This window comes from Desulfobotulus sapovorans DSM 2055, from assembly GCF_059569355.1.
Genome location: NZ_JCANVJ010000009.1, coordinates 93,221 through 110,827, shown reverse-complemented (window position 1 = coordinate 110,827; position 17,607 = coordinate 93,221). Strand labels below are relative to the sequence as shown.

The 17,607-nt window shown below is 54.9% G+C and carries 13 protein-coding genes; all 13 read right to left on the bottom strand.

The annotated features are described in order from the left end of the window. On the bottom strand, positions 1-151 hold a 151-nt coding region (locus tag BR04_RS08900; protein WP_496355647.1), incomplete at its 3' end, for an IS1634 family transposase N-terminal domain-related protein. A 188-nt stretch (positions 152-339) separates the two neighbouring features. Next, positions 340-3,207: an ATP-binding protein gene (locus BR04_RS08895; protein WP_496355646.1), complete on the bottom strand. Its 2,868-nt coding sequence runs from the start codon at positions 3,205-3,207 to the stop codon at positions 340-342. Positions 3,208-3,321: 114 nt separating this feature from the next. Next, complete coding sequence (locus BR04_RS08890) at positions 3,322-3,831, bottom strand: hypothetical protein (RefSeq protein WP_496355645.1); 510 nt, start codon at positions 3,829-3,831, stop codon at positions 3,322-3,324. Between the two features lies 1 nt (position 3,832). Next, the gene (locus BR04_RS08885; RefSeq protein ID WP_496355644.1) at positions 3,833-4,885 is read right to left on the bottom strand and encodes an AAA family ATPase; all 1,053 of its coding nucleotides are present in this window, start codon (positions 4,883-4,885) and stop codon (positions 3,833-3,835) included. 56 nt (positions 4,886-4,941) lie between these two features. After that, a complete protein-coding gene (locus BR04_RS08880; protein ID WP_496355643.1) occupies positions 4,942-7,860 on the bottom strand; it encodes a DUF1156 domain-containing protein in 2,919 nt (972 codons plus the stop codon). A gap of 90 nt (positions 7,861-7,950) precedes the next feature. Continuing rightward, positions 7,951-8,241: a type II toxin-antitoxin system RelE/ParE family toxin gene (locus BR04_RS08875; RefSeq protein ID WP_144686719.1), complete on the bottom strand. Its 291-nt coding sequence runs from the start codon at positions 8,239-8,241 to the stop codon at positions 7,951-7,953. Further along, positions 8,234-8,455, bottom strand: coding sequence for a TA system antitoxin ParD family protein (locus tag BR04_RS08870; protein ID WP_496355642.1), 222 nt, complete (start codon positions 8,453-8,455; stop codon positions 8,234-8,236). Before BR04_RS08870 ends, BR04_RS08875 begins: the two co-directional genes overlap by 8 nt. Before the next feature lie 113 nt (positions 8,456-8,568). Continuing rightward, positions 8,569-12,105: a helicase-related protein gene (locus BR04_RS08865; protein WP_496355641.1), complete on the bottom strand. Its 3,537-nt coding sequence runs from the start codon at positions 12,103-12,105 to the stop codon at positions 8,569-8,571. Between the two features lie 195 nt (positions 12,106-12,300). Then, complete coding sequence (bfr, locus tag BR04_RS08860; RefSeq protein WP_496355640.1) at positions 12,301-12,768, bottom strand: bacterioferritin; 468 nt, start codon at positions 12,766-12,768, stop codon at positions 12,301-12,303. Next, positions 12,755-13,963: an ABC transporter permease gene (locus BR04_RS08855; RefSeq protein ID WP_496355639.1), complete on the bottom strand. Its 1,209-nt coding sequence runs from the start codon at positions 13,961-13,963 to the stop codon at positions 12,755-12,757. The genes bfr and BR04_RS08855 overlap by 14 nt, the downstream gene beginning before the upstream one ends. Then, complete coding sequence (locus tag BR04_RS08850; RefSeq protein WP_496355638.1) at positions 13,960-15,144, bottom strand: ABC transporter permease; 1,185 nt, start codon at positions 15,142-15,144, stop codon at positions 13,960-13,962. The genes BR04_RS08855 and BR04_RS08850 overlap by 4 nt, the downstream gene beginning before the upstream one ends. Further along, entirely contained in the window at positions 15,141-16,151 is a 1,011-nt protein-coding gene (locus BR04_RS08845; RefSeq protein WP_496355637.1) for an HlyD family secretion protein, read from the bottom strand. The genes BR04_RS08850 and BR04_RS08845 overlap by 4 nt, the downstream gene beginning before the upstream one ends. Further along, positions 16,148-17,551: a TolC family protein gene (locus tag BR04_RS08840; RefSeq protein ID WP_496355636.1), complete on the bottom strand. Its 1,404-nt coding sequence runs from the start codon at positions 17,549-17,551 to the stop codon at positions 16,148-16,150. The genes BR04_RS08845 and BR04_RS08840 overlap by 4 nt, the downstream gene beginning before the upstream one ends. Positions 17,552-17,607: the final 56 nt, after the last annotated feature.

Here is a 17,607-nt window from a genome sequence, read left to right as displayed (position 1 = left end):
TGAACTGCTCCTGGGGCACATCGAGAATCCCCAGATTTAAAATAAGACGCTGCCGAGGCCCTTTCGGGGTTCGGATAGTTTCAACAAGGTGCAGATATTCATACACCTTCTTGCTGTTACGGTTCGATTTGCGGACGCGTTTAATATACATACCCGTCACCGTAGCTAAAAAACAGGGGGGTGTCAATAATTATTTTGTTTTATGGGTCACTACATTTGGGTTTTGCCCGGTGCGGCACAATGATTTCAGGCGTTTATGCCTGCAAGACATGGGGTTTTGGGCAAAAAATAAGCGTTGCCCGATCAATTTTGACGAAGTTGGGTTAAAAACATAGTCTTTCAGCTCTCATCAAACTCTGCGGCATCAAATTTGAGAACAGAGCAGTTTTCCTTAACGCTGCGCTGCATGCCCTCGTCAAAGCCATCTGTGCTGTTGGCGTGAATTTCAACGGTGATTTCCACATCCACGCCAAGTCTTGCGGTGAACTGCTGCACCACCTCATCCATCAGCACATTGAAATCCATCTTGGCCCGAACCGGGTTCAAAGAAACAGTTCCGTAAAAGCTGGTTTTGGGAGAAGCCGGGCCTGGGCTTGATGAGCCTGAAGGAGAGACTGTCCGGCGTCCATTTCCGGCTCTGGCCGGGCTGTCATCACGGAGAGGGGGGGCGGATTCTCCTGTTCCCCCTTCTGTGGCTTCCGGCCTAAAAGTGCTGGCCTCTGCGTTTTTTCTTTCCTGCTCTCTCATTTCTTCAAGGATTCTGATGGCAGTGTCTTTTTGAATGAGAAGGCAGGCATCGTCCAGCATATTGAGAGGAAGGCTTCTGCCGAAACGGAAACCTACATAGCGGTTTTCATCCCTTGCTGCGGCAAAACCAAAAAAGTCTTCGCTTTCAAGGCCCCTGGCAATGCAGGAGCGCAGAACACCCTCATTCAGCAGGCGGGGAAGGTAAAGATAATGGCAGGTGTCCTGAAAGACTTTTTTGGCGTTTATGGCCTCGACATCATCTTTGAAATACCATTTTTCCAGCATGTTTTTCAGATGAATGGGAGACCATTCGGAAATCAGCCATTCTTCTTCCTTGAGTCTGAATTCAATGGCTTCGATAAGGGCCTGACCGGAAGAGGGCAGGGAGACGGCTTCCCAGGTAAGGACGGGCTTTCCCTTGATGAAGTCTTCCATGGGGGCCATGAGCCATTTCCAGGTTTCCCGGAGCATGAGATTGAGGGTTTTATCGGCGATGTCCCGGTTCCTTTTTGCCTGATTGAGGTGGGCGATGTCCTGATTCAGGTTCCCCTCTTCAATGTCTTTTACGATGGAATCCCAGGCAAGGTAGGTTTTTCCCTGATCCCGTACCCGGAGCTGGGTATCCGCATCCGGTGCAAGAAAAATCAGACGATTCTGTTTTTGTCTTGGCTGATCCCCCCGTTTTCGGAGAATGGCCTCGGCGGCTTCATGGGCCGGACTGTCTGCGCTGCTGCTGTATCCCGCAGAGGTGGGCAGTACTACAAGGCGGGGACCATCGCCGTAATCATCGGGAACATCGCCGGATGCTGTGAAAACATGGATGCCGGAAAAAACATGTTTGCGGCCAAAGAGGGAGGAAAGCCTTTTTTGCAAAATGGGTTGCAGGATTTCGTTTTCGGAAATGTTTTTGATGCGGCTTTCCATTTCCCGGCGGAGATTGGGCCTTGTGTCCAGCCAGAAACGGTTTTTATCCGCATAGAGGTAGTGGAGCCTGTCCCTGAGCCTTTGCAGCACATCTTCAAAAACGCCGGGGCTTTGTCCGGGTTGGGCTGCACCCAGAAGAATGCGGTTACTTTCAAGGCCCCTCAGTCCCTGTTCCCTGCCGGAAGGGGCACTGCCCAGAAAGAGGGTGCGGGCCGTGCGGCGGGCCGCCTGTACACTGCCAAAAAGGGTGTTGCGGCTGTCCAGCTCTGCGGGTGTGGATTTTGGACCATCCACCTCCTTTTCAATGACGGGCTCCCAGCCCTGGGGCAGGTAGTGGATGCTTTTGGTACGGACGGCACTGATTTCCAGGGGAATGGAACCGGGCAGGATCATGGCATCGCTGTTTCCCTGTACCCAGAGATGGTGGATCACAATGGCCATGAACTGAAGAACCCCACGGGTACGCTGGAATTTTTCTAAGGTGGACCAGTCCTCATAGAGGCGGTCAAAAATCTCCGGATGGATGGGGTAGGAGCGGCAGAGGCGTTCCATGTATTCGCCGGACTGGGTTTCCTGGGGAAATTTGTCTGGATATTCATGGTAAAAATCAAAGAAGTGCCTGCACACCTCCCTCACCTTTTCTTCGGAGCCTGCGTTTTCAAAGAGCCTGCGTCTTACGATTTCAAAGGCTTCTTCGGCTGCCACGGGTTTCCATACGGATTCCACACGGGCAAAGTATTTTTCAAGGGAGTTCAGTGCCCTTTGTCCCATACTGCCGCCAATTTCAAGATCGGATTCCGGCAGGGAGGCCAGGAGGATGGCGTTGGGAACGGCTTTCATGGCTTCGGTCAGGGCCTGAATAAAGCTTAGGTTGCTGTCAAAGGTGCCTGCGGCATAGTGTTTGTCCAGCTCCATCTGACGCATGAAGGCCACAAGCTCATCCAGAAGAACCACGCAGGGGGCTGCGGCCTCAAAGAGCTTTGTCAGGCTTTCCTTGCCCGGAGAAGTGCCTTCTGCGTCACTTTCTGCAACCATGGCATAACCATCTTTCCCTAAAAGCTGCCAGGCCAGCTCACCCCAGAGGGTGGCTACCCTTTGTCCTTCGTAGATTCGGGGCTTGCTTGGGGAAAATTTGATGCCGTCTATGACTGCAATTTTAGCGCCGGGAAGGGTGAGGATGCCCGCCTCATCCAGAATGGGCGGAATCCCTTTGAGCCTGTCTGCGGGCACAAGGCTTTTTGCCAGATGAAAGACGGCAATGAGGGTGTGGGTTTTGCCGCCGCCAAAGGAGGTCTGGAGCTGGATAACAGGATCGCCTCCCATACCGGAAAGCCGTTTTGCCACGGAAAGGAGAAGCAGCCTCATCCCCTCTGTGATGAAGGTTCTGGAAAAGAACTTTTCAGGGTTCTGGTATTCTTCGGGCGCTTTACCGGAAGCCACCTGGGTCAGGTCTGCGGCAAACTCGGACTGCTGAAATGTACCTTCCAGAACATCCCTGTGGGGTTGTGCGATTTCACGCCAGGATTGTAAACGCATGGTGTTTTTCCTTGGCAGATACCCTCACCTGACCTTTTTCATTGGCAGTGGAAAATAAGCAGCCAATATTATGGCCATTATCCAGAGGGGTGCTGCGGTAATGGGTTATTCTTTTCAGTCCAAAGCATCCCAGGGCAGCTCTGTTTTCAGGCGGGCCTGATTCACAATGCGGGGGTGGGGATCTATGGCTTTCAGTTTCTGTTTCATTTTTATCAGCAGATTGGCAGGATCAACGGCCTGGGGGAAAAGCTTTGACGGATTTTTTGCCTGTTCCAGATGCAGCACGATGCGGAAACGTTTTTTAGCAAGGACAAGCACGGCAAGCTCTTTTTCATCCCCATCGCTGGCAGTATTTTGGGCCACGGTCAGGCCTGCCAGGGTATCCCGCACCTTGAAGGCCAGCTCATCCGCAAGATCCAGGGCCTTGGTTCTGGCCTTTCCCCGGTAATCCTTGATCTCTACCAGCCATGTCTGGCCTTTTTCCATCAGGATAAAATCCAGGGCCTTGTTGCCGCCAAAGGCGGCGTGGAACTGTTTGCGGTAAAAGGTGCTGTCATCGTATTTGAAAACCCTCATGCCTTCAGGAAAACGGAATGTGAGGCTGCCCTCCTGCCAGTCTGTCATGCTATGCCTCCGTTTCCATGAAGCGGTCGGACTGGGCCAGCTCCTCATCCAGCAGCACAAGGGTCTGAAGGGCATCCAGGCTTTCTCCCTGCTCCACGCTTACTTCATTGTCCTTCAGGGAGAGGGCAAAGTAACGGTGGGTCGGAAAAAGCGTCTTTTGCTTCCTGCTGAGAACTTCCAGTTCCTTTAAAAGGAAGAGGGAATGGGTGGCCACAAAAATCTGGATGCCGTTTTCCGCAAGGCTTACCATTACTTCCGCCACAAGGCGTATCAGTCTGGGGTTCAGACTGGCTTCGGGTTCGTCCCAAAAAAGACAGCCCTTATCCAGCAGGGTTCCCGTGGCGATGAGGCGGGAGACCATGGCAAGCTTTCGCAGACCTTCGGCCACAAGGCTCATTTCGATGCGGCCCTGACCTGTGCGCTGAAGATAAAAGCGTCCGTTCTGATCCAGCAGCACTTTGCCGTCCATGGCTTTTTCAAGGGGGACAAGGAGTTCTGCCACCTTTTTTTCCCTTGGGCCTTTTAAGGCAAGGGCTCCAAGGAGAATGCAGGTATCCCGCCAGCTTTCCTCCAGCTCCAGATAATGGTTCTCATAGACGGAAACAAAATTGGGGTAAAGGGTCATGAGTTCACGGGTGGGAAGAAAGACCGGGGCCTTGTCCTGCCAGATTTCAGGAAGCTTTGTAAGCTGTACCTCAGAACGGCTGGATGTGGAGAAATGAAAGGCGCAGTCCAGGGCCTTGTCCGCAAAGAAAAAGGAAAGCTCACAGCGTTCCTTGCCCTGCTTTCTGCGGGCGATACGGCCAAGGGACTCCGGACGCAGCACATGGATGAGCTTATCGGCAAGGATTTTTTGCAAGGTGGTCTTGGAAGGGCTTTCGCCACCCGGTTTTCTGCCTTCTTCCGCACTGGCCGCCATGACCGCATAGGCGGTTTTAAGAAGGTGGGATTTGCCGCAGCCGTTTTCTCCGATAAGGACATTCAGGCCCGGAGAAAAGTGCAGCTCGGCTTCCGGGAAAACACTCAGATTTTTAATGGAAAGACTTTGCAGCATAGGGCATTCCTCTGGCCAATTTTTTACATCTGCCGTGTCGTTTGTTGTTTTTGCCTTCAGGCTTCAATTTCCGTCTGTGTCCTTCTGTGGCCAATGCGGTGGGATTCTTCCAGAATGGTAGGCCATGAGGTGATCAGCTCGTTGTAGGCCTGGGCTTCTTCCGCCCACTTTTTGCGCTCGCAGAGGGTGTACAGGTGATAGGCCAACTGGCGGATGGCTTCTCCCTTTTCCGGCATCAGGGCAAGCAGGGCTGCGGATGCGCTTTCTCCTTTGGTTTTGAGGCAGAGAACCATCTGATGGCAGGCCTCCCATGCGGGGGTGCGCTTGTCTTTTTTGGGGTTCCAGTCTTCGGGGTATTCTTTCCAGGTGAAGAGACGAACCTTACCGGAAGAAGCATCCAGCACACCGGCCTCCTTCAGGCCGTCCACACTGGTGCCCTTGGCACGGGAAAGGGTGTCTGCTTCGCCAAAGGCACCGGACTGCCAGCCGTACTGATCAAACCAGGCGGCGCAGAAGAGGGTGTCCGGGTCTGATTTTCCCGAATCCGGGGTGAGAAAGTCCGTGATGGACTGATTGATCAGGATAAGGGCATCCTGCACGGCCATGGGGCTGCCGTCCTGGGTGAGGACAGCCTGATAACGGGAAAAGAGGGCCATGCCCGGCCCGATGGCGGACTGGGCCAGATCCACGGGAGCAATGGGGTTTCTTCCGCTTTTGCCGCCGATCATGGTTTCCAGGGCTTCGGGCATTTCTTCCCGGAGAAGGCGCTGGAACTCCCTGCGGGAGATGCTTTCCGCATTTTCGGGCCGCTTGCGGCAGACCAGGATAATGGAAGAGGCCAGGGCGTTGGTGCCAGCACCTATGAGCCTTCTTTCCAGTTCTGTTCTCATGGGCCAGGTACCCTGAATGGCAAAGCCTGCACAGAGAACCGCTTCCAGAAAGGTGATCCAGCCCGTGCTGCTGGTGCTGCCTTCTTTGGTTTCGGACTGTTTGAAGGCGTAATAGATGGTCACGGGAAAGGCAGGGTGGGCCTGATCCGCCAGCCTTGCGATGGCCCTTTTCATGCCTTCCATGAAAAAGTTTTCCGCCTTTTCCTTGTTGCCGTGGCGGTAGGGGGTGGCCACCAGTTCCTCGGCCTTGGGAACGGAGAGGGTGGCAAAGAGGGAAGGAAAGAAGGGCTTTAAGGAACGGCGCATCCAGACATAAAAGTAATCCGAGAGATCCGCATAGCCTATGTTGTCGTAATAGGGTGGGTCTGAAGAAATAATCTTGTGTTTGCTTATTTCCTGATTGGATGCATCTGCTTGTAAGGCATATCCTGTGATAGCAGCAGGTAAAATTTCAATAATTTTATTGATCCAGTTGAGTCCACCGCTAAAATGACCTGTTGATGCAGAGAAGGGATTAACTTCAGCATAATTCCAGATCATAGGAATTGCCTGACGTGCAAAGGTGTTTCTCAAGGTATCCCGTTGCGATGTCCAGCTTGCAATGCTTGACCATGCATCCGCTGCACGATCCACAGCAAAGGTGAGGTAAACAGCCAAGGCATCTCCATAGGCCGTAGCATCGGAGCCACCTGCATCCAGCCCTGTGCCGTCATCTTTCCAGCCTGCGGCTTTGGCATCGGCGATGGCTTTTTCCCTTGCCTCCTGTACCAGATCGGAAAAGGTGGTGAGGGCCACAAGCTGTCGGGGTGTGAAGAGTTCACCATAGGTTTTCATTCCATACATGGGGGGCGAAAACCAGCGGGGATTTTCCGGCATAAGTGTTTCGGGTGACCATGATGAAACAGCACCTGTAGCTATATTTTCGTGTAAAGCAATGGGCGATAGATAAATTCTTCCCTGTTTTCCTTCTGTAACCACTGCCATCAGTCTTTGCCCCAATCTCCCTGCCTGTGCTTCTGAATAAATATGCTTGGGGTCAATGGGGGTCTCTGAAAAAAGGCAGCTAAAGTTTGCGCCACGGCCCAGCTTTGTTCCATTTTTTGCATCTTCAGACGGCTTTCCCGTTTTTACCTCAAAGCGGTAGGTATCCCCTTCCACCACGGGCTTTACATAGACTTCTTTTCCTGCCTTGCTGGACAGTACGAAGCTTGAAACCAGGGGAACATCCACATGGGAAAAGGCGGGGTTGGGGCTTTTTACGGTTCTGGCCCAGAGCCAGGCAATGACGGTGAGTTCTTCATCCACAAGATGGCGCAGTTCGGGCCGGGCTTCGCTTTTGCCCGGTGTGCCTTTGACCATTTCTTCTGTGATCCGGACTTTGGGGTAAAGGTGGCCGATTTTTTCAAAGGCCCTTTCCCGCATCCAGTGACCATAGCGCAGCACATCTTCGGCAAGGCCCATGGCCCCTTTCCAGATTTCCTCTGTCCGGGTCTGCCTGTCCTCTATCGGAACGGGGCCTACGGGTTCACTTCCCGCAAATTTTGGCGGAATTTCAATCATGGCCTTGTTGATCATGACGGCCACGGGGTTGAGATCCGAGGCATGGCTTTCAAGGCCCAGGCGCTGGGCTTCCAGGGGGATGGCACCGCCGCCTGCAAAGGGATCGTGGAAGGCGGGCAGCTTTTCCGGGTTGAAGAGGGTGGCGGCTTCCGGGTGGTTGCGGTTGAGGTGGCAGGTTTCCTTCCAGCTTTCGAGGATGCAGGCCCTTGCCCTTTGAAGGAGCTTTTCATTGTTTGTATTTTCCCACAGCACCAGCTCCCGCAGAATCTGAAACAGCTCTTCCCGCTTTTTTTCCGCTTCTATTTTATTGACACCATGGCCAAGTTCCCGCTGATAGCCCGGATCATTCACCATCTGGGCAAAGAGTACGGCCCTTGCTGCGGCAAGGGGTTTTCGGGACCACCAGAGGTGCAGGGTGGAAGGATGTCCGTGGCGGATGGATTTTTCCCTTGCGGCTGCGGCATTGATGTCATCTAAGGGCAGGGCGACTTCTATGAGCTTTTTCGGGATTTTAATGGCTGTCATGGTTTTTCTTTCTTCAACATATCAAGGAATCCTGCGGCCCAGGGAGGGCCGTTTTAAAGAAGTAAAATCAATGCTTATGGCAGATGGGTATCAGAATCTTTTTTTGATGTCCCTGTAAAAGTTTTCATGGGAACCCAGGGCCATCAGCTCCAGTGTTATTGTCCCTTCCTGATGGCTGTACCCAAGTAGCGTTAACTGATTGAGCATCTTGAATTTGTAAACACGAAGGAAGGCAAGATCTCCCTTCTTCTGTTCACCTAAAAGCGGATTTTCAATGAGTTCCCTGATGGCTTTGTCCAGTTCGGCTTTTTGGTTCCCATGCAGTTTTTTAACAGCCTTTTTAAAAGCAGGGGTCTGGAGAATCCGGGTAATTTCAGCCAAAGGTGTACTCCTCTAATTTTCCGGCCTCTTTTTCGGCTTTGGCAATGATGGCCTGACGGACAAATGCATAGGGTAGATCGGGGTTTTCTTCCATAATTTCACCTATCTTTGCCCAATGTTCGATCTGTTTGGGTGTTGTTCTGTTGAGGGCCTTGCCCATGATGGCTGCTTTTTGTACGAGAGTCTCATCAAGGCGAATACTTGCTGTTGTCATAAGTGACCTCCTTTCCTTAATTCAGGGAAATTGTAGCAACTTGCTACAGATGTGGCAATATGACTTTATTGTCGTTTTAAAATCTTATGAAAGAAATCAATGGACAAGATGGTTTAAAGACTTTCTTCCGGCCTGAGGGCTTTTTCAAGGAGATGATCCAGCCTGTAGTTGCTGCTGGCAACTCCAAAATCCGGCTCCCTTTCAAAGGGATTTTTGATGTAAAAAGGGCCTTCAAATTTATCTCCATCCACAAGAACGATGGCAAGGATGAATTTATCTGTCTGGTTCAGGGCGCAGAGGATTTCATTGCGGGTGATGGTGATGCAGTCTGCACCTTTGGCCCTGCCCTTGACCTCGATGTGACGATCCGGCCTTATGGAGCCGTCTTCAAGCTGGGGCGGTCTTGCGGTGATGTCCCATCCGCATTTTTCATGGGAAACATCCTTTACACTGTGGCCGAGTATTTTTTCTGCCTCCATGACGGCCTGCATGGCAATTTCTTCCACCCGCTTTCGGGCTGCGGCATCGGTGCAGAAATTTCCTTCTCCTTTTCGCTGGGCCAGAAGCCCTGCGGGGATCACCAGAGCGCCCCCAAGGATGATGGGGGTGCTGGACACTACCTCCTTCATGACGGCCACTTCCTTTTGCCGCTGCTCAAGCCTTGCGGTCAGTTCTTCGGCTTCCCGTCTCCGGTTTTCCGGCTGCATTCTGGGCTGTCTGCCTGCCTTCACATCCTCTTCCAGCTTGAGGGCCTGACCGTAAAGGTAGTTGATTTCCTTCACAAGCCTTTCCTGAACCGCCCCAAGGATCTTGTCTGCCTGACGGATGCAGCGTTCCCGGACTTCCGTATAATGCTCCGGCACCAGATGCTCTGAGGCGTGTTTCAGGGCAAGGTCTTCCAGCTTGCTGCTGATCCAGGGAGCCTGAAGGATGTCCTGGATGAGGGGAAGATCGGCTTGGTCAAAGGGTTCAAGATCCAGGTGCGGTGCCCATCCTCCACGGGTAGCAAGGCCCTGTGCATCCATGAACACAAAGTGCAGCCTTCGGGAGACTTCCTTTGGGGAAGTGCCGCTGCTCTGGCGGATGCTGTGATCCACCATGAAGAGCAGGCGGGGTTCCGTGCCTTCGTCCGCAGGGTCTAAAAGAACAGCCCCCTGCTTTAAACGGCTGCGATGGGCCATGAGGATGCACTCCGTTGTGGCCTTCATCAGGGGATGGCCGGGGTGCAGGAGTTCTGCCATGGGCTTTTTTTCGTGAATCCGTTTTTTTTCAAAACAGACCCTCTCATACCTTTTCAATACGGGTGTCCGGGATTCGCCCATTGCCCTGTCCTGCTCCCTGATGGTGGCGGGCACATGGCGGATTTCAAAACGCTCCTTTTCCCTTGGCCGCAGTTCGCCCCCAAGATTTTTGAAGGCTTCCACGAAAAAGGCATGGACAAAATAGGGCTGGAGCTTGCGGGCTTCGGCCTTTTCCATTTCCTCCCGCACGGCATAGAGTTCTTCAAGGCCCATGTGCTGATCCACCAGGGCCTGCCTTTTGAGAATTTCTTTGAGGTGTTCTGTGTCGAGACAGCTTTCTATCTTCCTGTGGACTTCTGCCTGTCTTTCGGGGGATTCTCCGTAGCGGATCGCCTCAATGAGGAGTTCTTTCAGGGAGTGGTTTTCAAAGGCTTCACCGAGAATATCAAAGACCTTGCCGCCGAGAGCCTTTTTTTCCACTTCGATCTTGTCAAAGAGCCTCTGGAAGACATCGCCCTCACGGGTTTCCTTTGCCACAAGGTTCCAGAGGTGGCAGATCTCGGTCTGGCCGATGCGGTGGATGCGTCCGAAGCGCTGTTCCAGCCGGTTGGGGTTCCAGGGGAGGTCGTAGTTCACCATAAGATTGGCATTCTGGAGGTTCACGCCTTCACCTGCGGCATCTGTGGCCACCAGTACCCTCACCTCGTGATCGTTGCGGAACAGCTCCTGGGCCTTTCTCCGGTCATCCCGGTTGGTGCCCCCGTGTATGGTGATCACGGCTTCCTGTCTGCCCAGAAGGGAGCGGATGCGGCTGACCAGATAGTTCAGGGTATCCCTGTGTTCCGTAAAAATGATGAGCTTGCGAAGGCCGCCGTTTTCAAGGCGCATTTCTGGGGTGTCCTGCAACATGCGGGAAAGTTCTTCCCACTTTTTGTCCTTTTCCGACTGCACAAGGGCGCAGGCCTGTTTTTCAAGACCTGCAAGAATGTGGATTTCCGCCTCAAGCTCAGGAATGGATTCCGCAGCGGATGCCTGATCCACCACCTGATCCGCATACAGCTCATACTCTTCGGCATTGAGTTCTTCTTCAAGCTCATCAATGTTGTCCGGTACATCCAGCTTTTTGGTGACGGTGAACTGGCCAAGGGTTTCTGCCACCTCATCACCCACCTGCATTCCCCTTGCCACAAGGCGCATTTCCTGAAGGCGGGATTCCAGTTTCTTGTGCCTTCGTTTGAGGGACTGGTAAATGGCCTCCGGGCTGGATGCCAGCCTGCGCTGCAACTGGGTGAGGGCAAAGCCCACATTGTTTTTTTTCTGGCCGGAGAGTTTTTCCGCACGGTTCATCTCATTGCGGACATATTCCGTTACTGCCGCATAGAGGGCGGCTTCCGCATCGGAGAGGTCATAGCCTGCTGTGTAGGCCCGGCGTTCGGGAAAAAGGGGGGTGCCGTCAAACTTTAGAAGCTCTTCTTTGACCATGCGGCGCATCATGTCCGAGACATCCACCTTGTGGGCACCTTCCCGGAACTTGCCGTAAAAGCGGTCGGAATCCAGGAGGGAAAGCCAGATCTGAAAATCCTCTTCTTTTCCGTTGTGGGGGGTGGCTGTCATCAGAAGAAAATGGCGGGTGCGGGAGCCTAAAAGCTCGCCCAGTTTGAAGCGCTTTGTTCTATTCACATTGCTGCCTAAATAGGAAGCGGACATCTTGTGGGCCTCATCCACAATAATGAGATCCCAGCGGGTGGTTTTGATTTTGTCCTGATAGTCCCCATTGCGGGAGAGCTGATCCAGTCGGCAGATGAGCTGATCCTGCTCCTCAAAATAATTTCCCGAAGGGCAGGTTTCCTGCTTTTCCCGGCTGAAAACCTCAAATAAAAGACCAAACTTTTCCCGGAGTTCATCCTGCCACTGCTCGCTGAGGGAGCCGGGGGAGACAATGAGAATGCGTCTGGCATCGGCCCGGAGGATCAGCTCCCGGATGAGAAGACCTGCCATGATGGTTTTGCCGGCTCCGGGATCATCGGCCAGCACAAAGCGAAGGGGCTGGCGGGGCAGCATGGATTCATAGACCGCTGCAATCTGATGGGGAAGGGGCTCCACGCTGGAGGTATGCACCGCCATCATGGGATCAAAAAAACGGGCCATCTGGATACGAAGGGCTTCCAGAGCAAGTTTGAAATCAATCCCTGCTGCATCAAAGGCCCAGGGTCTGCCTTCTGTCACAGGAAAAAGCCTTGCCTCGTCACTGCGGTAGAGCATCTGCTCCCCAAGGCGGCCCTGGCTGTCTTTATAATATATGGTAAGGGCATGTTCTCCCACGGCTTCCGTCTGCACAATTTTTACGATCTCATCGCCCTGTATGCCACGGATCATGGCGCTGGTTTTGATTTCTTCAAGTTTCAGCATGGAGGCTCTGTTCCTTGTTGATGGTGCAGGAAGCTTCGGTTTTTATTTTTCCCATGCAGGAGCTTTGGAAGGATAAAATCCGACAGCTGAAGCAAGGCCGTAGTCATCAAAAAAAACAATAAGGGCACAGATACCAGAAAAAGCGTATCTGTGCCCTTGTTTTTTCAGGCCTGGTTTTTTCCACCAGGCGATGGATCAGCGGGTCTGTTCGGCAAGGTAGGGGCCGATGCCCATCTGGGAGATCTGATCCTTCTGGGTTTCCAGCCAGTCGATGTGGTCTTCTTCGTCTTTGAGGATGGCCCGGAGCAGCTCTTCCGTACCATGGTCGCCCAGTTCGGCGCAGAGGGCGATGGCCTTGTTGTAGGCCTCAATGGCCCCCTTTTCCGCAAACCAGTCGTTTTCCACCTGATTGGGAATTTCCGGGCCGATGTGAATCTTGTTGAGATTGCTGACGATGGGACGGCCTTCCAGGAAGAGGATGCGGCCAATCAGCTTTTCCGCGTGCTTCATCTCGTCAATGGCCCGTTTTTCGATGCTGCTGTGCAGGCGGCTGTATCCCCAGTCATCACACATTTCTGAATGCACCATGTACTGGTTGATGGCGGTGAGTTCGTCGGCAAGCAGCTCATTCAATACGGCGATAATTTTTTCATTTCCCTTCATGTGCGGCTCCTTGGGTTGGGGTGGGGTAGAGGGGGTTTTGTCCCGCCCTTGCGGGATGTTTTAAAGCCCGACCTGTAATGATGCAGGCCAGGGCAAAATAGACAAGGCTTTGTGCCCATAGCTGAAGGAATTCGGGGCTGACCATGGAAAAGTCCGCACCCATGTGATTGAGCTTGAGAAAACCCGCAATGCCCGGTGTGGCGGGCAGGCACTGGGAAAGAAGGCGCAGGGGGGCCGGTATGGCCTCCACGGGCCAGGAAAATCCGGAGAGAAAGAGAACGGGGATGGAGGTGAAAAGAAGGGCCATCATGGCCGATACCCTTTCCCTGAACAGATGGCGCAGGGAAAGGCCGAGGCAGATGGTGGCCAGGAGAAAGGGGAGAAGAAAGAAGAAAAGTTCCCAGAGATCCGCACGCTGGGGATAGCCGTAGATCCGGAAGAGAACGCCGAAAAACCAGATTACGTGCAGGGTGTAGAGGGGCAGGTATACAAGGATACGGCCCAGGGTCTGGGCTATGGGAGAAAGGAGGGAACTGGCAGGAGACGCATCGCCGTACTCCCTTCCCGTTCCCCCCAGCATACCGATACCGATGAGCAGGGTCTGGTGCAGGATAAGAACAAGGACGGCGGGTACGATATAGGCTCCATAGCCTCCTGCGGGGTTAAAGAGGAAGATATTGCGAAGGGGCAGGGGATCCCGGGCAGCCAGGGCCTGTTTGCGGGGCAGGCCCTGGGCAGAGAGTCTCTGGATTTCAATGCCTGCGGAGAGTGTACCCGCGGCCTCCTGCACTCCCATGGCCACCTGCCGGTAAACGAGAAAATAGCTGCCGTCACAGTAGAGGGGAAGGTTTGCCGTCCGGCCCTGTCGGATATGGAGGGTGAAGTCGGGTGGAATGACAAGAATGCCGCTGGCCTCTCTCTGGATGAATTTTTCCCTTGCGGTTTCTAAATCCGCCACCTGTGTTGAGACGGAAACGGTTTCTGTGGCGTTCACCATACGGATCAGCTTGCGGCTCAGGCTGCTGTTTTCCTGATCCACCACGACAATGGGAACCTCCCGCAGTACGGCGTTGCGGTAGGGGAGGGGATAGATGGCCGGATAGATGAGCTGTACACCGAAAAAAAGCAGCAGGATACCGGGGTCTTTGAGGATGCGCAGGGCTTCGGCCCGCCATTCCTGAACGATGCCTTTCATGACCGCCCCCAGTAGACAGGGTTTTTCAGGAGTCGGGGCATGAGCGCAAAACCTGCACTGCCGGCCAGAACAATAAAGAGCCAGAGACTGCCGAAGGCATCGAGGGAAACCTGCACCGGAGCCCCCCGGAGGGTCTGATCCACAAAGAGCCTCAGGTAGTGGGTGAGGGGCAGAAGGTCTCCCCAGATGCGGGCCGAAGAGGGCATCCCCATGGCGGGAAAGGTGATTCCCACAAAGGCAAAGGCCGTGCTCGCGTAAAAGGAGGCAAGGCTTAAGGCCATGCGCAGATTGGCGGATAGGGCCACAAGGAAGATGCCGATGGCCTGGTAGGCGAGGATCATGCTGCTGGCTCCCAGCCTCAGAAAAAGGGCGCTGCCTTCCATGGGGACGCCCATACGGAAGAGAAAGACATTCATGAACAGTCCCCAGGCCCAGAAGGTGAGGGTGTAGGGCAGGAGTTTGGCGAGCATGGCGATGGCGGGCTTGCCTCCCGCCCTTTCCAGCCATTGTCCTGCTGTGCTGTGGGCCAGCTCCGATCCAAAGGCGTAGATGATGGATGTGATGACAAACATGTGAAGCAGGGTGGGCAGCAGGGTTGCGGCCAGAAAATAGAGATAGTTGGTATAGGGGTTGAAAGGCACCCGCATATCCACGCGCAGGGGCTGGATACGGCCCACTGCGGCTTTGCGGGTCTGGCCTCCGGCCATGTGGCGTTTCAGTTCCAGACCGCCAGAGAGAGACTGCATGACCATGGTGGCATCCTTCATGATGAGGCTGGCTGCAATCATGTAGGTGTTGTTCACATAAAGGCTGGTGACGGGGGCAAGCCCCTTCCGTACATCCTTTTCAAGGTTTTTGGGGAGGAGTACCAGGGCATAGACCTCCCCTTTCCGGATGGCCTCCTGGCCTTCGGGAAAGCCTGTGACGGGAAGCTGGATGCGGATACCCGGAGTGGCGTCCATGCGGCGGATCATTTCCCGTGACAGGGCCGAGTGATCCTGATCCAGCACGGCCACGGGCAGGTTCCTCAGAACCCCTTCGGAGAAAAACCAGGCGATGAAGCCAAAGGCCAGGGGGGGCAGCACAAAGAGGCTCAGAAGGAGCAGGCGGCTCCTTGCGATGCGACTCAGCTCCCGGCAGAAGACAGCCCGGAAGCCCGTTTCCGGAATCAGGGCTGTCACGGTTGTTCTCCTTCTGGGGAAGCGAGGCTCTCCCAGATGACAATGGCGCTCATGCCGGGGCGCAGTCCATGGATGGGTTTTTCGGGCCTGGCCCGGATTTCAAAGGTTTTCAGGTCAAAGTCCCCCCTGGCCCGGGTGGCCCGCCAGGTGGCAAAGTCCCCCATGGCGGCGATGTGGCTTACCTTCAGGGGGTAAAGGGCCTCCCCCATGGCGGGGAAACGGGCGGGCAGGAGAGTTCCCATGCGGATGCGGGGAAGGAGGTCTTCCCGGAGCTGGAAGGTCACCCAGATATCTTCCGGATCCATAAGGGAGACCACGGGAAATCCGGGGCTGACCAATTCGCCCACCTCGGCGTTGATGGCTGAGACCTCGGCGGAAAGGGGGGCGGAGAGCCGGGTTTCCCGGAGATAGGCTTGCACTTCGGATACGGCTCCTTCGGCCTGGGCCACCAGGGCATCCGCTGTGGTTTTATCTTCATGCCGTGCACCGGCCTGGGCCATGTCGTATCCGGCCCGGGTGGCTTCTGCGGTTCTCCGGGCCGCGATCATGCGGGCTTCGGCCTCATCCTTTTTCTGGGCGGGAACAACGCCTTCTGCATGGAGGCGCTGGATGCGGGCAAAGGTTTTTTCCATGAGACTGGCATTGGCTTCCGCCGTCTGCCAGGCATTGTAGGCGGATCGGATTTCTTCGCTGCGGGCTCCGGTGTGGGCCTTTTCCTGCTGGGCGCTGGCGGCCCGTTCTGCGGCCGTGGCCTGACGGAGCTTGGCTTCAATTTCAGGGCTTTCCAACTGCACCAGGAGGTTGCCCGCCAGAACGTGCTGGCCTTCTTCCACATACAGGGTGGCGATGCGACCGGGAATTTTGGAGGAAACATGCACTTCACGGGCCTCCACCTGTCCCTGAAGCAGAAGGGGGGGCGGGGTGAGAAGATGCCAGCCCGCAATGGACAGGGCGGTAAGGATCAGAACCAGGGTGACAAGGGTGAGGATACGCTGGCGGAGAGTCATGGGAGTTCGGCCTCCTTTTCTGCCTGTGTGCGGTAGTGTTCAAAGTCCTGGGTATCGCCTGCGGCCTCAAGGAGTTTTGCCAGGGCGAGGTCGAAGGTGAAAAGGGCCTGAAGGTGGGCGATCTGTACCCTGGAGAGGGCCATCTCCGCATCCACCACATCGAGGGAAGTGGCAAAGCCCTCCTCAAAGGCCCGGGTGCGTACCCGGAGATATTCCCGTGCAAAGGTGCGGGAGACGGCCAGGGCATCAATCTGTTCAATGGCCTGCATGAGACTCTGATAGCGGCTTTCCACCAGAGTCTCCACCTCCATCAGGGCCTGGGTGCGGAGCTGGCGAACCCGCTGGCCTGCGGATTTTGCAGCTGCGACTTTGCCGGATCGGGTAAAACCGTCAAAGAGGGTAAAGCGGGCACCGACCCCTGCGGCCCACTGGGGATCCAGGGCTGTGAGATCGTCGGTGGCAAGGGCCCGTGTGCCAAAGAGGAAGACTTCGGGCCTGTAGACGCTTTTTTCCATCTGAAGTCCGGTTCCGGCAAGATCCTGCTGCTGACGGAGCTGGCGCAGGATGGCGTTCTGATGGCGGGCCTGTTCCGTAAAGTGATCCCGGTCCGGAATGTTCCGGTTCAGAAAAAGGGGAGAAGCGGGTTTTATCTCTCCATCGCAGGCAATGAGGGTTTTTAGGGCCGTACGGGCGATCTGGGCATCCCGTACCGCTTTTTTGTACTCACGATCTGCCTCCTCCGCAGCCACCTGGGCGTGCAGCCTTTCCGCCAGGGCCATCATCCCCGCTTCCTCCAGGCGCAGGGCCTGATGGAGATGCTGTCTCATCCCCTCGTGAACCTCACGCCGTACTTTCACCACGGCGTCCGCAAGGCGCACTCCGAAATAAAGGCGAACCAGCTCGCTGAACATCTGATCCGTCAGCCCGTCGGTTTCGCTTCGGGAAAGTTCGTGACGGATTTCCGCAGCCTGGTTGGCGGCCGTGATTTTTCCCCCCGTATAGACGGGCCAGGAGAGGGTGAGGTCACTTTTCAGAAAGTTCTGATCCTGAAGCGTGTAATGCCGGGGCATCTGGTCTGTGATGGCCGCAATCTGCTGGGGGGGAAGGCCGGGGTGCAGGATGTGGATGAGCTGGCCTGTCATGGCCCCCAGAGTGCCGAGTTCCACTTCCAGCGGGGCGTCCATGTGGGTCCATGAGGCCGATACCTGAACCTTGGGATAATAGAGGCCCCGGGCGGCTCTTTTTTCCGCTTCCCGTTGTTCCATGGAAGACCGGGAAGCGGCGATGCGCTGGTTTTCCGCCATCATGCGGGAGAGGGCCTGATCAAATTCCAGGGCAGGGACGGATCCGGGCAGAAGAAAAAGAGCGAGCAAGAGAAGAGGTGCGGAACAGGCTTTCATCAGGATCTCCTTGTTTCTGACGCCATGGGATGCAGGCCTTTTTGTTCCTAAGGCGG

Bases quoted from the DNA above. Each gene is read 5' to 3' on its own strand.
- BR04_RS08895 (WP_496355646.1), bottom strand. From the start codon at position 3,207: ATGCGTTTACAATCCTGGCGTGAAATCGCACAACCCCACAGGGATGTT.
- BR04_RS08890 (WP_496355645.1), bottom strand. From the start codon at position 3,831: ATGACAGACTGGCAGGAGGGCAGCCTCACATTCCGTTTTCCTGAAGGC.
- BR04_RS08885 (WP_496355644.1), bottom strand. From the start codon at position 4,885: ATGCTGCAAAGTCTTTCCATTAAAAATCTGAGTGTTTTCCCGGAAGCC.
- BR04_RS08880 (WP_496355643.1), bottom strand. From the start codon at position 7,860: ATGACAGCCATTAAAATCCCGAAAAAGCTCATAGAAGTCGCCCTGCCC.
- BR04_RS08870 (WP_496355642.1), bottom strand. From the start codon at position 8,455: ATGACAACAGCAAGTATTCGCCTTGATGAGACTCTCGTACAAAAAGCA.
- BR04_RS08865 (WP_496355641.1), bottom strand. From the start codon at position 12,105: ATGCTGAAACTTGAAGAAATCAAAACCAGCGCCATGATCCGTGGCATA.
- bfr (WP_496355640.1), bottom strand. From the start codon at position 12,768: ATGAAGGGAAATGAAAAAATTATCGCCGTATTGAATGAGCTGCTTGCC.
- BR04_RS08855 (WP_496355639.1), bottom strand. From the start codon at position 13,963: ATGAAAGGCATCGTTCAGGAATGGCGGGCCGAAGCCCTGCGCATCCTC.
- BR04_RS08845 (WP_496355637.1), bottom strand. From the start codon at position 16,151: ATGACTCTCCGCCAGCGTATCCTCACCCTTGTCACCCTGGTTCTGATC.
- BR04_RS08840 (WP_496355636.1), bottom strand. From the start codon at position 17,551: ATGAAAGCCTGTTCCGCACCTCTTCTCTTGCTCGCTCTTTTTCTTCTG.